This window comes from Microvirga mediterraneensis (assembly GCF_013520865.1).
GTDB classification, from domain to species: domain Bacteria; phylum Pseudomonadota; class Alphaproteobacteria; order Rhizobiales; family Beijerinckiaceae; genus Microvirga; species Microvirga mediterraneensis.
The window spans coordinates 157,762-176,764 of record NZ_JACDXJ010000003.1 but is presented as its reverse complement, the minus strand read 5'-3'; the positions used below and the strand labels follow the sequence as shown (position 1 = coordinate 176,764).

Annotated in this window: 19 protein-coding genes; 3 read left to right on the top strand and 16 right to left on the bottom strand. The window is 58.0% G+C overall.

Annotated elements, in window-relative coordinates; all coding sequences use genetic code 11:
* Positions 1-37: 37 nt before the first annotated feature.
* The 10 genes from tnpC to H0S73_RS24535 form a co-directional block, all read right to left on the bottom strand.
* Complete coding sequence (gene tnpC, locus H0S73_RS24580; protein ID WP_181054839.1) at positions 38-1,711, bottom strand: IS66 family transposase; 1,674 nt, start codon at positions 1,709-1,711, stop codon at positions 38-40.
* 47 nt (positions 1,712-1,758) lie between these two features.
* The gene (gene tnpB / locus H0S73_RS24575; RefSeq protein ID WP_181054838.1) at positions 1,759-2,103 is read right to left on the bottom strand and encodes an IS66 family insertion sequence element accessory protein TnpB; all 345 of its coding nucleotides are present in this window, start codon (positions 2,101-2,103) and stop codon (positions 1,759-1,761) included.
* Positions 2,100-2,522 carry an IS66-like element accessory protein TnpA gene (tnpA, locus tag H0S73_RS24570; RefSeq protein WP_181054385.1) on the bottom strand — a complete coding sequence of 141 codons (423 nt, stop codon included), beginning with the start codon at positions 2,520-2,522 and terminating at the stop codon, positions 2,100-2,102. The genes tnpB and tnpA overlap by 4 nt, the downstream gene beginning before the upstream one ends.
* Positions 2,523-2,582: 60 nt before the next feature.
* On the bottom strand, positions 2,583-3,017 hold the full coding sequence (locus H0S73_RS24565) for an IS5 family transposase (protein ID WP_246389451.1): 435 nt from the start codon (positions 3,015-3,017) through the stop codon (positions 2,583-2,585).
* 227 nt (positions 3,018-3,244) lie between these two features.
* Positions 3,245-4,255, bottom strand: coding sequence for an ABC transporter ATP-binding protein (locus H0S73_RS24560; protein WP_181054918.1), 1,011 nt, complete (start codon positions 4,253-4,255; stop codon positions 3,245-3,247).
* Positions 4,256-4,341: 86 nt separating this feature from the next.
* A complete protein-coding gene (locus tag H0S73_RS24555; RefSeq protein WP_246389449.1) occupies positions 4,342-5,403 on the bottom strand; it encodes an ABC transporter ATP-binding protein in 1,062 nt (353 codons plus the stop codon).
* Complete coding sequence (locus tag H0S73_RS24550; protein WP_181054837.1) at positions 5,400-6,410, bottom strand: dipeptidase; 1,011 nt, start codon at positions 6,408-6,410, stop codon at positions 5,400-5,402. The genes H0S73_RS24555 and H0S73_RS24550 overlap by 4 nt, the downstream gene beginning before the upstream one ends.
* Positions 6,411-6,483: 73 nt before the next feature.
* A complete protein-coding gene (locus H0S73_RS24545; protein WP_181054836.1) occupies positions 6,484-7,410 on the bottom strand; it encodes an ABC transporter permease in 927 nt (308 codons plus the stop codon).
* A gap of 6 nt (positions 7,411-7,416) precedes the next feature.
* Positions 7,417-8,334, bottom strand: a complete 918-nt coding sequence (locus tag H0S73_RS24540) for an ABC transporter permease (RefSeq protein WP_181054835.1) — start codon at positions 8,332-8,334, stop codon at positions 7,417-7,419.
* 140 nt (positions 8,335-8,474) lie between these two features.
* Positions 8,475-10,022 (bottom strand): ABC transporter substrate-binding protein, encoded by a 1,548-nt coding sequence (locus H0S73_RS24535; protein WP_181054834.1) that lies wholly within the window; start codon positions 10,020-10,022, stop codon positions 8,475-8,477.
* A 146-nt stretch (positions 10,023-10,168) separates the two neighbouring features.
* Between H0S73_RS24535 and H0S73_RS24530 the strand changes: the two genes are divergently transcribed.
* Together H0S73_RS24530 and H0S73_RS24525 are read left to right on the top strand one after the other, a co-directional pair.
* On the top strand, positions 10,169-10,783 hold the full coding sequence (locus H0S73_RS24530) for a cupin domain-containing protein (RefSeq protein ID WP_181054833.1): 615 nt from the start codon (positions 10,169-10,171) through the stop codon (positions 10,781-10,783).
* A gap of 62 nt (positions 10,784-10,845) precedes the next feature.
* Complete coding sequence (locus H0S73_RS24525) at positions 10,846-11,871, top strand: dipeptidase (protein ID WP_181054832.1); 1,026 nt, start codon at positions 10,846-10,848, stop codon at positions 11,869-11,871.
* 204 nt (positions 11,872-12,075) lie between these two features.
* On the opposite strand, the gene H0S73_RS24520 is transcribed toward H0S73_RS24525, so the two are convergent.
* The 6 genes from H0S73_RS24520 to istA (H0S73_RS24495) all read right to left on the bottom strand — a co-directional run bounded on the left by H0S73_RS24520 (position 12,076) and on the right by istA (H0S73_RS24495) (position 17,234).
* A complete protein-coding gene (locus H0S73_RS24520; protein WP_181054831.1) occupies positions 12,076-12,852 on the bottom strand; it encodes an ABC transporter permease in 777 nt (258 codons plus the stop codon).
* A 49-nt stretch (positions 12,853-12,901) separates the two neighbouring features.
* Positions 12,902-13,903 carry an ABC transporter substrate-binding protein gene (locus H0S73_RS24515; RefSeq protein ID WP_181054830.1) on the bottom strand — a complete coding sequence of 334 codons (1,002 nt, stop codon included), beginning with the start codon at positions 13,901-13,903 and terminating at the stop codon, positions 12,902-12,904.
* 24 nt (positions 13,904-13,927) lie between these two features.
* Positions 13,928-14,638, bottom strand: a complete 711-nt coding sequence (locus H0S73_RS24510; protein WP_246389484.1) for a nucleoside phosphorylase — start codon at positions 14,636-14,638, stop codon at positions 13,928-13,930.
* An 80-nt stretch (positions 14,639-14,718) separates the two neighbouring features.
* Positions 14,719-15,207, bottom strand: a complete 489-nt coding sequence (locus H0S73_RS24505) for an ABC transporter permease (RefSeq protein ID WP_246389447.1) — start codon at positions 15,205-15,207, stop codon at positions 14,719-14,721.
* Between the two features lie 102 nt (positions 15,208-15,309).
* Positions 15,310-16,053, bottom strand: coding sequence for an IS21-like element helper ATPase IstB (istB, locus tag H0S73_RS24500; RefSeq protein WP_181054828.1), 744 nt, complete (start codon positions 16,051-16,053; stop codon positions 15,310-15,312).
* Between the two features lie 14 nt (positions 16,054-16,067).
* Positions 16,068-17,234 carry an IS21 family transposase gene (istA, locus tag H0S73_RS24495; RefSeq protein ID WP_246389445.1) on the bottom strand — a complete coding sequence of 389 codons (1,167 nt, stop codon included), beginning with the start codon at positions 17,232-17,234 and terminating at the stop codon, positions 16,068-16,070.
* 226 nt (positions 17,235-17,460) lie between these two features.
* On the opposite strand from istA (H0S73_RS24495), the gene istA (H0S73_RS24490) reads away from it, so the two are divergent.
* On the top strand, positions 17,461-18,999 hold the full coding sequence (istA, locus tag H0S73_RS24490) for an IS21 family transposase (protein ID WP_425487143.1): 1,539 nt from the start codon (positions 17,461-17,463) through the stop codon (positions 18,997-18,999).
* Positions 19,000-19,003 lie beyond the last annotated feature (4 nt).

The window sequence follows — 19,003 nt, the reverse complement described above, 5'->3', positions numbered from 1 at the left end:
TCGCGCGTAATCCGATTTGTTGTATGATGGTGGATGTTCAGGCGGCCTGCTGTGGCGTGGAGGCCTCGCCCTGGCGCAATCTCTTCCATTCCCATGGCAGCATTTCATCGAGGCGTGAGATCGGCAGGTTGGCGATCCGAGCGAGGATATCGGCGAGCCATGCCTTCGGGTCGACATCGTTGAGACGGGCCGTCATGATCAGCGTCAGCATGACGGCGGCCCGGTCGGCGCCACGATCAGAACCGGCGAAGAGCCACGATTTTCTGCCGCAGGCGACACCACGCAATGCCCTTTCGGCGGCGTTGTTCGTGAGACAAATTCGGCCATCGTCGACAAAGCGGGAGAAGTCGGCCCAGCGCGAGAGCATGTAGTTGATCGGCTCGATCACCGGGGAGGATCGCGACAGATGACCCCGCTCCTGGCGCAGCCAGGCCTCCATCTCGTCGAGGAGCGGCTTGCTTTTCTCCTGCCGCACGGCGCGCCGCTCAGTCGCACTCCGGCCGTTGATCTCGCGCTCGATGGCAAACAGCGCATCCATGCGCCTGACCGCCTCCAGCGCAATCGGAGAGACCGGCCTGGCGTTCTGGCCGCACCGGGGATTGCGGGAGACATCGACCAGTTCGAAGAATTTCCTGCGGGCATGTGCGAAGCAGAAAGCGGCCGTGATCGGCGTTTGGTTCTTCGCCGGGTCGAACAGCGGATTAAAACCATTGTAGCAATCCGCCTGAAGCACGCCGCCGAACCCGGCCAGGTGTTTCTGCGGATGCTCGCCGCGCCGATCGCGGGAGGCGTAGTAGACCGCGGCCGGCGGTGCAGGTCCGCCAAACGGCTGGTCGTCCCGCACGTAAGTCCAGATCCGTCCGGTCGTGCACTTGTCCTTCGCCAGGAGCGGGATCGTGGTAGCGTCGCAGTGGAGCCGTTCGGCGTCAATCACATGGGGTTCGATCAGGGCGGAGATCGGCTGAAGCGCGGCGCTGACATGGCCGACCTGATCGGCCAGGGTCTGGGTCGACAGCGCGATGCCCTCGCATTGGAAGCGCGTGCTCTGGCGGTTCAGAGGGATATGCTGTCCGAACTTGTCGAACACGATCGTCGCCAGCAGATGCGGGCCGAGGAAGCCGCGCGGCGTGGCATGGAACGGCGCGGGAGCCTGGCTGATCGCCTCGCAATCCCGGCACGTAAACTTCTCCCGGACCGTCTCGATCACCTTGAAACGGCGCGGGATCTCCTCCAGCGTTTCCGTCACGTCCTCGCCCAGCTTCGATAGCCGTGCGCCGCCACAGCACCCGCAGACCGTCGGCGCCTCAACCACGACGCGTTCACGCTCAATGTCCTGCGGAAAGGGCTTGCGCACCGGGCGCTTGCGGGTGAAGGCGCGCACGGTCTGTGCTTTCGCCGCCGCAGCCTCAGCCGCCAGTTCATCCTCGGTCGCCGCCGTCACCAGCTCTTCGAGCTGCAATTCCAGCTGGTCGATCAGCCGTTGGGTGCGCTCACGGCGTGGGCCATGCTTCTCACGTTCCAGCTTTCCGATCTGCAGCTGCAGATACGCGATCAGCGCTTCCGTGCTGGACAGCCTCGCCTTCGCATTGGTGGCATCGGCAACCGCCGCATCCCGCTCGGCCTCGCTGCGCAGCCGTGCCTCGCGCTCAGCTAGCAGCGCGGCCTGGGCGCTGGCAAGGTCCGAAGGCAGGGAGAACGGTGCCGATGACATGACACCATTGAACCAGATTTCCCAGCAACTTCAATGGCAAAACAGGCTCACACCCGTGTCGGACGCCAGGTTTCCTGAGGGGCACGCCAGTCAATTCCGGACAGCAAGTAAGACAGCTGCGCCGGCGAGATCGTCACGACGCCATCGGCCGCTGACGGCCAGATGAACCTGCCGCGCTCAAGGCGCTTCGTGAACAGGCATGCGCCCAGGGAGTCATGCCAAATCACTTTGGTCAGAGCGCCGCGACGGCCCCGAAAGCAAAATAAATGACCGCTGAGCGGGGCATGCTTCAAGACTTCCTGCACCTGCAGGGCCCACGCTGGAAAGCCCCGTCTCATGTCAGTATAGCCCGTCGCCAGCCATACCCGAACGCCGGTTGGGATTGGGATCATCGCAGCGCCTCAAGACCCCGGATGATCCGCAGCAGCGCATCGACATCGACATCCCGGTCGACGATCACATGCCGCCCGTTCGCGGTGACAACGTCCATCCGACCGAGGCCGCTTGGGGGATACGGCACCGGTGCCGTCGGCGAAGGCTCCAAGGGCGCGCGAGCGTCCGGAACGACCAGGGCGGGCACAAACCCATCCCATGAACCAGCGCCAAGCCGTCCTTCTCTATGAGCCTTGCGCCAGCTGTTCAATTGAAAGCGGGTGATCCCGTGCCGGCGCGCCGTGGCCGACACCTGCTTTGGCCCGCGATAGCTCTCGGCCACAATTGCCAGCTTGGCTTCATCGCTGAACCGGCGACGGCGGCCCGTGTCGACCACATCCAGGCGGCTGACCGGCTCACGATCCCTGATAATGTCCATGGCTACAACACCGTCCATATCGACGTCGATATAGCCAGTGCTCTTCCAAATGCCTCAATTCTACAAGACGGCCCAGCTCGGATGCGTACCGAGCAGATGACGCTTGCGGCCCTTGATCTTCTTGCCGCCATCGTACCCACGGGGTCCGCCCATCTCAGAGGTCTTGATCGATTGGCTGTCGATGATCGCCGCTGTTGGCTGAGGATTGCGGCCGATTCTACAGCGATAGCTCTCGCGCAGAACCTGGGTCACGTGCTCCCAGGTGCCATCCTCGCGCCACTGCGCATAGTGATAGAAAACGGTGCACCGCGGCGGATACTCATGCGGCAGCAGCCGCCACTGCGCTCCGGTGCGCAGCAGATAGAAGATGGCATCGACGATGCGCCGGAGCGGATAGGTCTGTCGCCGTCCCGCTGGATGGCTGCGAGGGACAAGGGGCGCGAGCAACGCCCATTCGGCATCAGTGAGATCGCTGGCGTAGCAACTGGCATCCATGGCAGGGCTCCCGGATCGTCAAACAGCCCATATCCGCAGCAGCGGCCAGCACAAACCTATGGTGAATCAAACACTTGGATCGAGCAATAAAATTGCTCACCAGCCTCTAAGCTCAGCTATCGGGCTAACACCAGCTATGTAATCAGCCCAATCCCTTCCCTCTTTGCCTTCAAGGAGTTACGACAAATCTTGTCTGAGCAGCTCCCTTCGCAGTTTGGCGGTTCCACTTACACTGTCGAGCCACCATTCAGCCCAGGAGGACCATTGACCCAACAGCGCACCTTGTGACCAGCTTCCTCCATCAATGGGGGCATCTCGAGCTTACACCGATCGATAACAAGAGGACATCTTGGGTGAAAATGGCACCCCGTCGGAGGGTTGATTGGGTTCGGCACGCCTCCCTCCAGCACAACGTCTGGCTGCTCAACCGAGGGGTCAGGAACGGGCACTGCTGCTAGCAATGCCTGTGTATAGGGGTGCCGAGGTGATCTGTAGAGCTCAGTCGTAGGAGCCTCTTCGACCACTCGCCCAAGATACATAACAGCAACCCGATCGCTCACGTGCTCAACAACGCGGAGATCATGTGAAATGAAGAGGTAAGATACACCAAAGGCTCGCTGCAGATCGTCAATAAGATTCAATATCTGTGACTGGATTGATACGTCGAGCGCTGAACCCGGCTCGTCGCAAACGATCACTCTTGGTTCAAGAGCGAAGGCACGTGCAATGCCGATCCGCTGTCGCTGCCCGCCACTAAACTGATGAGGGTAACGGCTATAGTGCTCAGGGCGGAGGCCAACGATCTCGAGCAGATCCATCACCCGTTTGCGTCGACTGACAGAATCCCCGACATTATGAACAATAAGCGGCTCACTGATTGTATCGCCAATTGTCTTCCTCGGGTTTAGTGATGAGAATGGATTCTGGAAGACCATCTGAATCTTACGGCGGACCTCCTTTAGCTCCCCTTCGGGTAGCTGTGAGATATTTCGCCCATCAAAAACAATATCCCCTGCTGTCGGCTCATCAAGGCGGACGAGCATGCGCCCGAGTGTCGACTTACCGCAGCCGCTCTCACCAACGAGGCCTAGAGTTTCACCTGCTCTAAGCGTTAGATCAACACCGTCGACAGCTTTGACGTAACGGTCGCTTCTTCGGAACAGCCCTCCGGGCAGCGGAAAATGCCGCTTTAGCCCTGTTGCAACGAGCAGGGGCTCATCCCCGACCCGTCCATGCATTGTGCTCTCGCTCGGCGAGCTCACCTCACCTTTAATAACTGTGCCAACCGGGCTTGTTGGATCGTAGGTCAACGAGCGCTCTCCCGTTAGTGCTTCTGCTCAAGGTGAAGCCAGCACCGAACTTTCTGCTCACTGCCAGCAAGAGGGCCGAGCACAGGGCGAACCAAGGGTGGCTCCTCTTTCCGGCAGTGTCCATAGACGTGAGGACAGCGGTCTGCGAAGCGACAGCCAGCTGGCAATTTGGCTAGGTTGGGCACGATCCCAGGAACCGTGTTAAGACGGCGCCGCTCCCCACCAGCCCGCGATTTTGGAATAGAGTCGAGCAGTCCTCGCGTGTAAGGATGGAGCGGTGACGCAAAGATCGCCTCAACAGTTGCTTCTTCTACTATAACGCCTGCATACATCACGCAGACACGCGTCGCCATCCGTGCCACGACGCCGAGGTCATGCGTGATTAACAGAAGAGAGGCACCAGTTTCTGCCTTCAATCGATTCATCAGACGCAAGATTTGAGCTTGAATTGTCACATCCAAGGCTGTCGTAGGCTCGTCCGCCAGCATCAGCTTGGGGCGGCAAGCAAGAGCTATTGCGATCATAACCCGCTGTCGCATACCACCTGAAAGCTGATGCGGATAAGCGAAATAGCGCTCCTCCGGTGAAGGGATGCCGACAAGCTCGAGCATTGCCACGGCGCGCTTTCGAGCCTCTAGCCGGGTAATATTTTCATGAACCCGAATAGCTTCCTCTATCTGCCATCCCACTCGGAAAACCGGGTTCAGCGATGTCATCGGCTCTTGAAAGACCATTGATAACGCTTTGCCGCGGATCTCGCGAAACTGTCTGGACGACAGCTGTGCGAGATCCCCAACTCCTTGGAGTGTCACCTGCCCGTCGACGATACGTCCGGCTGGCTTCGGGAGCAGCCCCATGATCGCGAGCGCAGTCATGCTTTTTCCGCATCCTGACTCCCCGACTATACAAAGTGTCTCGCCCTCGCGGATCGTGAACGATACCCCGTCCACCGCCCGAACGACTGCTCCCCCGACATGAAGGTGAGCTTTTAAATCGTCGACCTTGAGAACAACGTCACCATTCTCAGCGGTATCGTTTCGCGCCGAACTGGAGGGTTCTCTTTTACCGAGAATCATTCCCCCCATACCTCGCGATATACCCGCAGAAGATTCTTACCCATAACCTTCTCGGCGGCATCTTCCGAGAAGCCCCGCGCTCGAAGTGCCTCAGTTAAGCGAGGAGTTTGAGCCAGACTTTCATATCCTTGTGTCAGCCTTGTCTCGAACTGAAACCAGGGACCGAGAACAGAAGTAACCTCGGGATATATTCCCTTCGGCCCAAAACTACTCTGCCATTCCGCCTCTGATTTATACTTGTTCTCAGAGAGATCACTTCCGAAAGCCACATGATCAATGCCGACCATATTGACCATATATGCGACCTGCTCTGCCCAATCATCTATAGTTGGGCGGGCCTCATGACGAACCATCGGAGGCCAAAGGGTTACGCCTACAGTCCCACCGGTCTTCGCGGCTGCACGTATCAGATCGTCCGGGATATTCCGTAGGCTGTCGCACAAGGCTCGAGCATTCGAATGACTAAAGATGACAGGTTGCTTGGACAGAGCAAGCACATCGGCTGCGGTCTTATAGCCAACATGAGACAGGTCAATGAGCATTCGAAGCTCGTTCATTAATTCGACCCAGCGGTGTCCTTTCTCAGTGAGCCCATCATCGCCCCCTTTTGCAAGAACGCCGCATCCGAAGCTGTTGCGCTCCATATAGGTGGGTTGGAGGATCCGAAACCCGATGCGCTGCAAGATTCTCAGTAGTTCAACATCCTCTTCGACAACCACCGAGTTCTGCGCGCCTAAGATAATTGCCAGCTTGCCTTCAGCTTGAGCTGCCTCGATGTCACTTGCTGACAGCGGGATGCATGCGATATCTGCATTAGCTTGGATGGTCGCCAGCGTCCGGGAGAGATCCATCATGGCTGTGTTGAAATCGTGAGGCGGCCGAATTGCCGTGAGGTTTATAGCCCTTACACCACCCTCAAGCGTGCGCTGCATTTGCTCACGCGTGACTGGAGCACAGTTTAGTCCGTCGATCACGATGGCGGTTTGTGTCGAAGTAGCAGTATCCATAACTCTGGGCTCCCATGTTATAGTGCGACTATGTCACCGCTTTATTCTCGCGGCAGGCTTGCGGCTTCCTGGTTCAGAGACGCTCGTCCAGTTGAGGATCAAGGGCGTCCCTGAGAGTGTCTCCAAGGATGTTGAAGGAGAGAATTACGAGGGCAATCGCAATCCCAGGTATGATGGATACAGACCATGATTGACTCACATACTTGCGGCCATCACTAATCATTCCTCCCCATGTCGGCGTAGGTGGCTGAACACCTAAGCCCAAGAAGCTCAAAGTCGCTTCAAGAAGGATCATTCTCGCGATTTCGAAGCTTGCATAGACAATGATCGCAGAAAGAATGTTCGGGAGTATGTGATGCGTCATAATCCGCAGCCGACTCGCACCGACCGATCGAGCCGCGTCGACGAACTCGAGATTCCGAACGGTAAGGACTGAACCCCGGACAACTCGAGCAAACCTTGGCCATCCTGATAGTCCCATAATGATAATCAGGTTGGTTAGGGACGGCCCCACCACCGCAACAACCGCAATAACCAAGAGAATGAGGGGAAACGCGAGTTGGATATCGATCAGTCGCAGGATAACTGCGTCAGTCTTTCCTCCATAGAATCCTGAAGCAAGCCCAGCCGCCACACCGACGATACCTGACACTGCGACGGCGAAGAGGCTTACGAGGACTGTGATGCGTGTCCCTTCGATGATACGTGAGAGCGTATCACGTCCTAATTGATCTGTTCCGAGCCAGTATCCCGGAACGCCGCGTTCGGACCAGGCAGGAGGCAAAAGCCGTAGTGAGAGGTCCTGTGTGAATGGATCACGTGGAGCAATCACCCACGGGATGAGGGCGCAGATCAATACTAAACCTAAAATAACGAGGCTAATTTGAGCGGACCAGGAGCTGGTTGCTCTTGCAGCCACTGATCTCAAACGACTCGTTGGAACCTCTGCCGAGGTCAATGTCGTAGCTGTATCCACCAGGAGGGCTTTCGTTTCCGTCATCTTTGATCACCGATAACTGATGCGCGGATCAAGAACCGCATAAAGCAGATCGACGATGAGGTTCACCAATACGAAGGTGACTGCGAAGACGAAGACCACCGCCTGAACTACGGGAAAGTCGCGCGCGTAGATTGCCTGGATAGCTAGGCGCCCTACCCCGGGCCATGAGAAAATTGTTTCAGTGACGACTACTCCGCCAAGCAGCAGGCCCACTTGTAAACCAATCACTGTTAGGACTGGGATAAAGGCATTGCGTAGGGCATGAAGCCAAATAATCTTACTTTCCCAAACGCCTTTCGCACGTGCTGTCCGCACATAGTCCTGTTTTAGAACGTCAAGCATACTGGACCGGGTGACGCGAGCGATAAGGGCAACGAGATTGAAAGCCAGTGTAGCTGCAGGAAGAATGAGCTGGCCGAAGCTGCCTCGCCCTCCGGTTGGGAGCCAACGCAACCAAACCGCAAAGACAATGATTCCGACTACCCCCAGAAAGAACGATGGCACCGCCTGACCAAGCAGCATGATGGTTCGTATTGAGACATCTGTGCTTGACCCTCGCCATACGGCGGCCATCACTCCTGCCGGAATTCCAATCAAAAGAGCAATAGCCATGGTAGCAGCTGCAAGTTCTGCAGTGGCTGGGAGGCGCTCCAGAACCAACAACATGGCTGGCTGACCAAACCTCAGTGAGGCGCCGAAGTCCCCCACGATGGCGTTGCTGGCAAAATGAAAAAACTGCGTCCACAACGGCTGATCGAGTCCGTGGACTGCTCGGAACGCTTCACGGGCTTCATCTGTCGCATTTGGTGGAAGCATCAGGTCAGTCGGATCACCACTCAGTCGTGTCAGAAGAAACGTAATCACGAGGATACCTGCGATTACGGGAATCGTTAGGAGGAGTCGTCGGGCGATATACGCTCCCATGAAAAATCAGTCCTTTGACTTCCAGTCCGTTGAGATCGCTAACGCCAGAGCAGAGCCCGCCGCTTTATTGGTGCGACACTCCAGAAAGGCTGCTCCGGCAGTCGCTGCCGGAGCCGCATTCCTTTATCACTCGTTCGCGATCATTGCTTGAGAGTGACGTTCTGCAGGAAGAAACGTTGGTCTCCTCGTGGCACGATTCCTTCAAGCTTGTTGCTGACTCCGTAGAAGTCGTATCCACCAAACAGGAAGACGACTGGCGCCTCATCATGCATGAGCTGCGCGGCTTTACGGTAGATCGCTGCACGTTTCTCGCGATCGACCTCTTTGGCACCCGCGTCGATGAGCTCGTCAAGGGCCGAGTTCCGGATATAGGAGTAGCGCCACGTCGAGCGATACTGAGCGAGCTGGAAATCAGGGTCGTCAAGCGGGGCGAGCCCAAGATAAGCAAGTGGCCAAAGCTCTCGAGCGCGCAGCTGGCGCAGAAACTCACCAGGCTCAAGAGAGTTCATTTTGGTGCGCACACCTACTTTCGCGAGCATCCCGGCGATGGCCTCTGAAACCTCTCGGTCTTGTGCGTAACGCCCGGAGGGGAACTTGAACGTGATCTCGAAGCCATTTGGGTGACCTGCTTCTCGCAGCAGCGCCTTCGCTTTCTCGGGATCATATGGATAGTCCTTCAACGAAGGATCGAACCCAAGCTGCTCTTTACGAAGCAGTTGCCCGTTGAGCGCGAACGCACGTCCGGCAAAAAGGTTATCAATGATGGCTTTCTTGTCTACTGCGTAGTTAAGTGCCTGGCGCACCCGCTTATCCGAAAGAGGACTCGCATGCTCTTCCAGCGATGACTGTATAAGCTGGAAGATTCGGTAGCTTGGCGTCTCTATGACTTTTCGATCAGGCTGACTATTGATTTCATCAATGGCAGAGATGGGAATGTTTGTTGCAAAGTCATATTCGCCAGTGACGAAGCCGGCTACGCGAGAAGTATCATCCGGAACGGGACGCCATATAACTCGGTCGATCCCCGTCGGTCCCTTACCCCAATAGGCAGTATTCCTCTCCATCACCAAGCGGTTGTCTTTTACCCACTCGGAAAGTTTGAAGGGACCGGTGCCGACAGGTTTCTGGCCGAATCCTTCGAGGCCAACGGAGGTCCAGTAAGCGGGCGGTGTGATGTAGACTTGCGTCAGCATCAACTCAAAGGGAGGATATGGGTGCTTAGTGTGCACCACGACATTCATGTCATCTAATTTTTCAACTCGATCAAGAGCAGAAGCATAGTTTGCATAGGCAGGTGCCTGTTTTGGATCCATGAAGATCTTGAAACTATTAACAACTGCATCAGCATTCAGCGGCTCACCATTGCTGAACTTTACATTGCTGCGCAAGGTCAACTTCATCGAAGTTGGGGAAGTCTGCTCCCACTTCTCTGCGAGCATGCCCTCATTCTTGCCCGTCGCTGGATTTGTCCAGAGCAGCGACTCAACGATTGCACCACCTGCGTTCAGATTGTCTGATGCAGTAGTTCCATTGGGCCAAAGCGTCTGCGGGTCGAATCCTTGAGCAATGGTCAGAGTCTTCCCTGTCTGAGCCCAGGCTGAGGGAGTGCCGATCGTGTCTCCCGGAACAAAGCTAGAGACAGCTAACAAGGCAGCGGCAGTCAAGATCGAGCGTCGGGCTCTCTGCATCGATATTCTCCCTCAGATGATTGAATTTATCTACGACCCTCAGAGCGGAACTTTATAATTTTTTCGATGATACGCACTCATTGTGAATTTACAAACAAAATTTTCACTCTACTCTTTGGGTGCCCGGCCATGGTGGGGAGTGGGATTTGTCTGGAGCAGCAAATACAGGGTTAGCAGCCGCCATTAGCGAGCCGGCAGACCTCGCGCTCGGCGGACGTATCCGCCATCTGCGGAAGGCACGAGGTAAGTCGCTGAAAGAACTGTCTGCCGAGACGGGATTATCAGTCAGTTTCGTTAGCCAAATCGAAAGAGGCTTGTCGTCTGCATCGGTGCGCACGCTTGCACGTCTGGCGGATGCGCTCGAGGTTGGCATCGGCGAGCTGTTCGGCCCTGCCGATGATGAATCTGATAGTCATCACAGGATCGTCGCGCGTCCTTCAGAGCACAAAAGCTTAGATATGCGTAGCACCGGGGCAGAAAAGCGTTGGATCACCCCCTTCGACCAAACGCCTCGCCTAGACCTCTATCTCATTTCGCTGGAACCAGGCGGAAGCTCTGGTGATGTCGCCTACGTTCACGAAGGCGAAGAAGCTGGCTTAGTTCTGGAAGGTGGAATGGAGCTTATCGTTGACGGGCGGCGCCACGTTCTTGGAGAGGGAGACACATTTCGCTTTGCAAGTAGCAGGCCACATCGCTTTGTGAATGCTGGCTCACGGCCGGCTCGAATTCTTTGGGTCAATTACCGAGACCTGCCAAGCTAACTGATTCCGTTTAGGAGCGATTGATTCGGCTTATCCAATACTGCTTCATGAAGGAGGAAACGATGTCTTCACAGGTCGCCACCTTGCCTGCACAGGAAACCCGTCCCTTAGTAATAGATGGCTTAAACTGCGCAGCGGTAACTCGAGATCAGTTCGAACGCACTTTGCAGGGTGGCATTTCAGCGATCAACTTAACAGCCGTTGAGCCATGGTCTGACCTGCCTAAGAGTCTTAAGGAGCTCGAGGCAAATCTCTGCGCGATCGAGGCTATGGACGACATTGCGCTGATTGTTCGAACAGTCGATGACATTGAGCTCGCACATCAGCAAGGAAAGCTCGGTGTTATCATTGGCGCCCAGAACTCATTGATGGTTGAAAGTGATGTGTCCCTCCTCGCGACGTTTAAACGTCTCGGAATGCGGATCCTGCAACCAACTTATAATGAACCCTGCTCCTTTGGCCATGGTGCGCCTGACATGGGCGATGCAGATAAAGGGATCACAGAGGCCGGTCGTGCCTGGGTGGCTGAGATGCATAAGAACCGCCTTCTTATAGACCTCTCACACTGTGGGCACCGGACGAGTGCTGACTACCTCGCGGAGGCAAAAGAGCCTGTGGTCTTCAGCCATGCGAACGCTTTCGCAGTGTGCCCAAGTCCTCGTAACAAGCCCGACGAACTTCTCCGTGGGATTGCTAACAACGGTGGACTTATTGGCGCTGTTCTATGGTCGCCAGCGGTCAAGCACGAGACTCGCCCAACTCTGGATGACTACCTTGACCATGTAGACTACATGGTGGGGATCGCTGGCATCGAGCATGTGGGGTTTGCAAGTGATATTGCCGAAGGCTTCCCGCCAAATCGCGACAAGTGGGAGAAGTCATTTGGCCCGCGTGGTCTGTATCCAAACATCACAGGTATCCTCGGCCCTTGGTATGAGTGGGACACTCGCCTGAACGTTGACTTCTCCTCCATTGCCCACACGCCACGCGTTATAGACGGGCTACGTCGACGCGGTTACTCAGCGGGAGACGTGGACAAGCTCTTATCTGGGAATTGGCTCCGCGTCCTACGTGACGTTTGGAGTTGAGGAATCTCGAGACGATCCTCTCCTAAAGAGCCTTGATAACAGGTTCGTGCATGGCGCTCTTTCATCCCATTCTCACACGATTGAGGGTGAGAGGGCGCAGCTCACTTGCACAGAGATCGGCTTTTCATGTTTGTGATGTGGTATCATCTGAGCGCTGCGGGTTATTACCGGCGAACTCAGTGCTAAGCCTCTACCGTCAATACCTTACACTGATGCGTCTAGAGATAATTGACTGGCGTGCCAGCTTAGCATGTGCCTTTCGCAAAGCCGGATCAATTCATGGAAACCCCAGCCGATTGCAGACAGGATGAGAACTGCGACAATGACCACGCTAGCATCGCCGTTCTCTTGTCCTAAGCTGAGGAGGTAACCGAGGCCGTAAGTCGCTCCCATAAGTTCACCAATGACGGCCGCAGTGACCGCCTGGGTTGAAGCAATCCTTAAGCCAGCGAGGATAGGCGGCAATGAAAAGGGGAGCTCAAGCCGTCGGAAGCGCTGCCAAGCGCTTAAATGAAGAAGCGTGCCAAGATCTTGGAAAGGCTTTTCGACAGCCGCAAATCCCGCAGCGGCACCAGCCATCACGGGGAAGAATGTCACAATCGCGATAAGGGTTATTTTTGGCCCCATATCCAGTCCGAGCCACAGAAGAAGCAAGGGCGCAATCGCGATCTTGGGCGCTGTCTGCAGGAGTAGAATTAAGGGAGACAAGAGGCGGCCGAGAAGTGGTAGCCGCACAAACAACCATCCAAAAACAACGCCAAGAAGGCCTCCGAGAACAAATCCAGCGCCAATCTCAACTAGAGTCACCCGGATGTGCTTCGTAAGCTCCGCAGTTTGCGCAAGGAAAACGAAGCGTGACGCAATAGCATCTGGCGCGGGGAGCAAATAGGCCGGCACATTCGCCACAAGGACGAAGGCCCACCAAATTACTATAGCTATAGTCAGAGTGCGTGAGGCGATCAGTATGTTGGTTATGGTCATTGCTGCCCGTCGGTGAGATAGCCTCCGCCGGCAGGCGGAGGCCAAAACATTAGGCTTTAATATCGCTGGGTTGGATCACGAGATCTTCGGCCTTGAAGCCTTTCTCGATGACCTTGTATTCGGCCAGGATATCGATGTTCTTCTGCCAGGCTGTGAGATCAGCCGCGCCAAGGCCCTTCTGCTTCGTCAATGAGCTCTGCCAGATCGACGGGATGAATGACTCTGTGAATGCTCTCTTCAGAAGAGCTTCCTGCCCCTTCCATGTCTGGGCATGCTTATCGATTGCGATAGCGAGCGCTTCATCGACATGACCATCAATCACCCACTGGATTGCTTCGCTGAAGGCGGTGTTGAAACCGCTCACCGCCTTTGGATTACTTTGAAGATACCGATCGCCGGTCACAACGACGTTGCCGAACGATGGCAGGAAGTCGTTTGACGAAATCATGCCAACCTGCACACCTTCCGCTTCAAGGTTGTAGCGGCGCAGTTCTGAGAAAACTATGGCGTCTACCTTGTCGGCTTGCAGAGCTTGGACAATCGCCCCGGTGGCGATCACCTCAACATTAACATCGTCCAGCTTCAGGCCTGCTTGTTTCAGCCCTACTTGAAGTTGAAGGTAGTTTGGGCTTCCGAGACTTGTGACCGCGACCGTCTTCCCTTTCAGATCAGCGAAAGTCTTGATGCTCTTGGAGGTTTTGAAAAGGGTTGCTCCAATACCGCGCTGATAAGTGGTATGAACCACCTTGGCGGGAAGTCCATTTGCCTTCGCAGCAATGACAGAATCGCCATTTGGGAAGCCAAATTGAACATTCCCAGCTGCCACATTGCGCATAATATCGGCGGCGGCAGCGTAGACGATGCGGACCTCGAGGCCGTTCTTCGCGAATAGGCCCTTTTCCTGGGCTACATAGATTGGCGCATAAAATGGAACGGCGGCTCCATCGATTTGCAGGGTCACCGCCTCAGTGCTTTGAGCACCTGCGATACGTGGAAAGAAGCCAGCAGCCGCCGCAACCGCGCCGCTTGCGATAAATGTTCTACGCTTCATCGGAGACCTCCCAAATTAGACGCCCTACTTCGCGTCGAGAATTGAAACTGCTGTTGCCGCAAGACGAATGAGATTGTGCTGAGTTTCTTCGTAGTCTTCTAGCCATTGATCTGTTGCGCGGTTGCCATGCACCGCCAAGACGGCACCAACTTGGCTTCCAAGAGCCCGGCCGACTGCGAAGAGCGCTTCACATTCCATGTCCATACCGACAGCGCCTTTTTCGGTAAGTTGTCGCATCAATCCAGCGGTTGGAAGCCCCCGTGGGTCGGCGCCCGGTTGGGCCAGACGTTCTTGCCCCCAATAGTAAGAATCCGTGGTGTAAACCGCGCCCCGGCGGAACGGCAGCTTGAGTGTCTTCGCTGCATACTCGAGCGCCTCTACAACCTCTGGTGACGCGGGAATAGGCTCCCCCGAAGGATCATAGACGCGCGCTGTTCCTGTATTGCGAAGGGCCGTGTCCACAATCAAAAACGAGCCGAGAGGCATGGTTGAATCAATCGCTCCCATGCCGCCGACCCGGATCGCTCTCTTCATGCCCAGGTTAACAAGTTCCACGACTGCGATCTCGGTTGAGGGCCCGCCAATTCCGGTTGAGCAAACCGTGATCGGTGTGGCGTTCCACTTGCCGCGGGCCATTTGGAACTCCCGCCGGCGTCCAATCTCCGTCACTTGGTCCAGAACACTTGCCGCCTTCGAGACACGGTCCGGATCTCCTGGAAGGAGAACTGATGGCATCACGTCAGCTGCCTCACAAGGCAGATGAGTGGGGCGTCCTCCAAGCCAGGGGAAGGCAGCTGAACGTGATGCTGTGTTGATCATGACTGATCTCGCCAAGATAGGAGGCGACGTTCAAGGAGTTCAATGAGTTGGTAGACGGCAATACCCAAGAGAGCCGTTATGATGACTGCTCCGAACAGCAGTGGCGTCTTGTAGGTGGCCGTTGCAAACGTCATCAGGTAGCCTAGCCCCTGCTTACCAGCCATCCATTCAGCAAGAATAGCACCGACTACAGCTTGGACGGCACCTACGCGAAGACCAATAAAGATCTCCGGAAGAGCTGACGGAAACTCAATCCGGCGAAAGCGCTGCCATAGACTGAGATGGAGCACCTGTGCGAGGTCATGGAGTCGTTTATCGACTGAGCGGACGCCGACGAGCGTCGCAATTAGAACTGGGAAGAAGACGAGCGATACAATAAGGATGAGTTTGGATGTGATGCCCAAACCAAACCAAATGACGAAGAGAGGTGCGAGGGTGCGGATTCCGACGAAGTCGGCCAGTTGTTCCGACGTGATGTCGGCCATGCATTCCGATTTCAAGCCGGCCATGTTTCCGATCTGAAGTCGGCCACCTGAAGATGGTCCCTGGGTCCTTGTGTTGCAGCGTGAGTGACACTCCCGCGAAGGTCAAGCCGTCCCGTCGAGCGTGCGGGTCTTGCGCAGGCTCTCGCCCGTCAAACTCAGGCGATAGGCGTTGTGGACAACCCGGTCGAGAATGGCATCCGCCAGCGTCGGAATGCCGATCATCTCGTACCACGTCTCCACCGGCACCTGGCTGGTGATCAGCAGCGAGCCGGAATCGTACCGGTCCTCCACGATCTCCATCAGATCCCGCTGCTGTTCAGGGGTGAGCGGCTCCGGGCCCCAGTCGTCCAGAACCAGCAGCTTCGCCCGCGCCAGCGTCCGCAGCAGACGGGCATAGCGGCCTTCCGTGCGCGCCAGGGCGAGAGCCGCAAACAGCCGCGGCACCCGATGGTAGAGCACCGACAGATCCTCGCGGCACGCCTTGTGCCCAAGTGCGCAGGCGAGCCAGCTCTTGCCCACGCCGCACGGGCCGGTGATCAGCAGGTTGCGCCGCTCGCGGATCCAGTCGCACGACGACAGCTTGAGGAACAACGCCCGGTCGAGCGAGCGCGGGGCCCGGAAGTCGACATCCTCCACGCTGGCGGGATGGCGCAGCCGGGCGGCGCGGGCGCGGGTCTCGAAGCGCTTCTGCTGCCGCAGCGTCACTTCGTGATCCAGGATCAGGCCGAGCCATTCGGCATGGCTCAGCGCCGGTGCCTCAGGATTGTCGCCAAGGGCCTTGAAGCCCTTGGCCATGCCATGCAGGCCGAGCTCGTGCAGCAACTCGAGAGTGGGATGGGTCAACATGCTCGTCGTCTCCTTTAGTGGAAGTAGCCCGGTCCGCGGATGTTGCGGTGGGTGATGGCAGGACGCTCGGGGGAAGCAGGCTCGGGGCTCGCACGGGCATCGAGCAGAGAGACGACGCCCTTGTAGGAGAAGGCCCTGATCGCCAGGGCTTTGGCCGATGCCGCCTCGACCCGCTCCTTGGAAAGACCGCGCATGTGGCGCAGCACGCCGATGCAGGTGCGATATCCCTGCTCGGGATGGCGGCGGGAGGCCAGGATGGCACCAATCAGCATCTCGGTGTTGGGGCCGAACGAAGCGGCCCAGGAGCGGAAGCGCTCCGGCGACCAGGAGGCATAATGCCGATGCGAGGCCGGCATGTGCTCGGGCTTGGTGCCATGCGCCTGTCCACCATAGCGGCGGCTGTGGGCGGCCACCCGCTCGCCCTTGTGGAAGGCCTCGAGGGTCCGCTGCGTCAGGCGCACGTCAACCTGCTCGCCGATGAGGCCGAAAGGCACGGAATAGAAGAAGCCTTCCACCTCGATGTGATAGTCGAGCCCAACGCGGGCGAACTGCCATTGCGCGAACACGTAGTCTTCTGCCGGCAGGGCCGCGAGGGTTGGTCTCTCCACTGTCTCGAAGAGTTCGCGGCGGCTGATGCCGAGGCGGCGCAGGGGCGCAGCGTTCATGCGCTCGACCACTCCCGCGATGGCAGCATTGGCCTCGGCGAGCGAGAAGAAGGTGCGGTTGCGCAGACGCCCGAGAATGTAGAACTGGGCAAAGCGCACGCCCACCTCCACCTTGCTCTTGTCCCGAGGCTTGCGGCTGCGGGTGGGCAGGATGCCAACGTCGTAATGGGCCGCGAGCTTGCCGTAGCTGCGATTAAGCTCGGGATCGTAGAAGGCAGCCTTGTGCACACCACTCTTGAGGTTGTCCGGCACGACGAGCCTTGGCACGCCGCCAAAGAAGCGGAACATCCGCACATGCGCCTCGATCCAATCCGGCAGGGTTTGGGTCCAGGTGGCTTCGGCATAGGTCAGGTTGGAGGCGCCGAGCACCGCGACGAAGATCTCGGCATGGCGCACCTCGCCGGTGGCAGGATCGACGATGGGAAGCTTCTTGCCCGAGTAGTCGACGAAGACCTTGTCGCCGGCCACGTGGTTCTGGCGCATGGTCGGCGACAGGCGGCGCTCAAACTCGCGCATCAGGTCGCAGAAGCGCGAGTAGCCTGCGCGTTCCAGACGATCGTGATCACGGATTCCAGATGATCGTGATCATCCGTTCCAGGGCATCGTGATCATGGTTTCCAGAGGGCCGTGATCACTCGTTCCAGCGATCGTGATCAGTCTCCGAGACCGGGAAGAGGTGCTGTCCGCGGGCAGTCCGCAACCTACGGTAATCTTGGCTTTTGCTTTCCAGCCGAGGACCAAGATGCCCACCGAGAGACTGTCGATGCGCCACATCCGTGAAGTCTTACGCCTGCACCACGCTGTCGGGCTTTCCCAGCGCGCCACCGCAACCAGCCTGGGCCTGGCCCAGGGCACCGTCAGCAAATACATCAATCGTGCCCGGCGCGCCGGCCTGACCTGGCCCCTGCCGCCCGAGCTTGATGATGATGTCCTGCTGGAGAGCCGGCTCTATCCACCGCCCTCCGATCTGCCCACCGAGCAACGCAGCCAGCCCGATTGGACGCTGGTCCATCGCGAACTGCGCCGGCCGGGCGTGACTCTGATGCTCCTGTGGGAGGAATACTGCGACAGCACGCCCGAGGCCTTCAGCTATTCCTGGTTCTGCGAGCACTACAAGGACTGGGCGGGCCGGCTCAAGCCCACGCTGCGCCAGGTCCATGTTGCCGGCGAGAGGCTCTTCGTCGACTATTCCGGCCACACCATGGAGGTGATCGACGGGCTCACCGGCGAGGTCCGCCCGGTCCAGATCTTCGTCGCCGTGCTCGGGGCCTCGAACTACACCTATGCCGAGGCCACCTTCACCCAGAGTCTGCCGGATTGGATTGGATCGCATGTGCGCACCTTCGCCTTCCTGGGCGGCGCCACCCGCCAGACGGTCAGCGACAATCTCAAGGCCGGGATCACCAAGGCCTGCTTCCACGAGCCGATGGTTAACCGCACCTATGCCGACGCGGCGCGTCACTACGGCACCGCCATCGTGCCGGCCCGGCCCTACAAGCCGCGCGACAAGGCGAAGGTCGAGGTGGGCGTTCAGGTGGTCGGGCGCTGGATCCTGGCCCGCCTGCGCAACCGCCGTTTCTTCTCGCTGTCGGCGCTCAACGCGGCCATCCAGGATCTGCTGCATGACTTGAATGACCGGCCCCTGCGTGGCTGGGGCCGCAGCCGGCGCGAGCTGTTCGAGGCGCTCGACCGCCCGGCGCTCCTGCCGCTGCCGGCCGAACCGTACGAGTATGCCGAGTGGAAGCGCTGCCGGGTCGGTCTCGATTACCACATCGAGATCGCCAAGCATTACTACAGCGTGCCGCACAGCCTGGTGCGTCAGGAGGTCGAGGCGCGGATCACGGCCGCAACCGTCGAAGTCTTCTGGCGCGGCAAGCGCGTGGCCTCGCATATGCGGTCCCATCGTCCGCATCGGCCAACCACGGTGTCCGAGCACATGCCGAGTTCGCATCGGCGCTACCGCGACTGGACGCATGAGCGCATCCGCCGCGAGGCGGGCAAGGTCGGACCAGACGCCGCCACCTTGATCGACGTCATCCTGCGCTCCCGGCCGCATCCTGAGCAGGGCTTCCGCTCGGCAATCGGCATTCTCGGACTGGTCAAGCGCTATGGGGCGGAGGGGGTCGATGCCGCCTGCGCGCAGGCTCTGGCGATCAACACCCGGTCCTACACCTCGGTTGCCGCCATTCTGAAGAGCGGCATGCCCAAGGCCTCCCAGCCGGCGCAGGACGCGCCGGTGCTCGTCCATGCCAACATCCGTGGCCCCGGCTACTACCACTGAACAG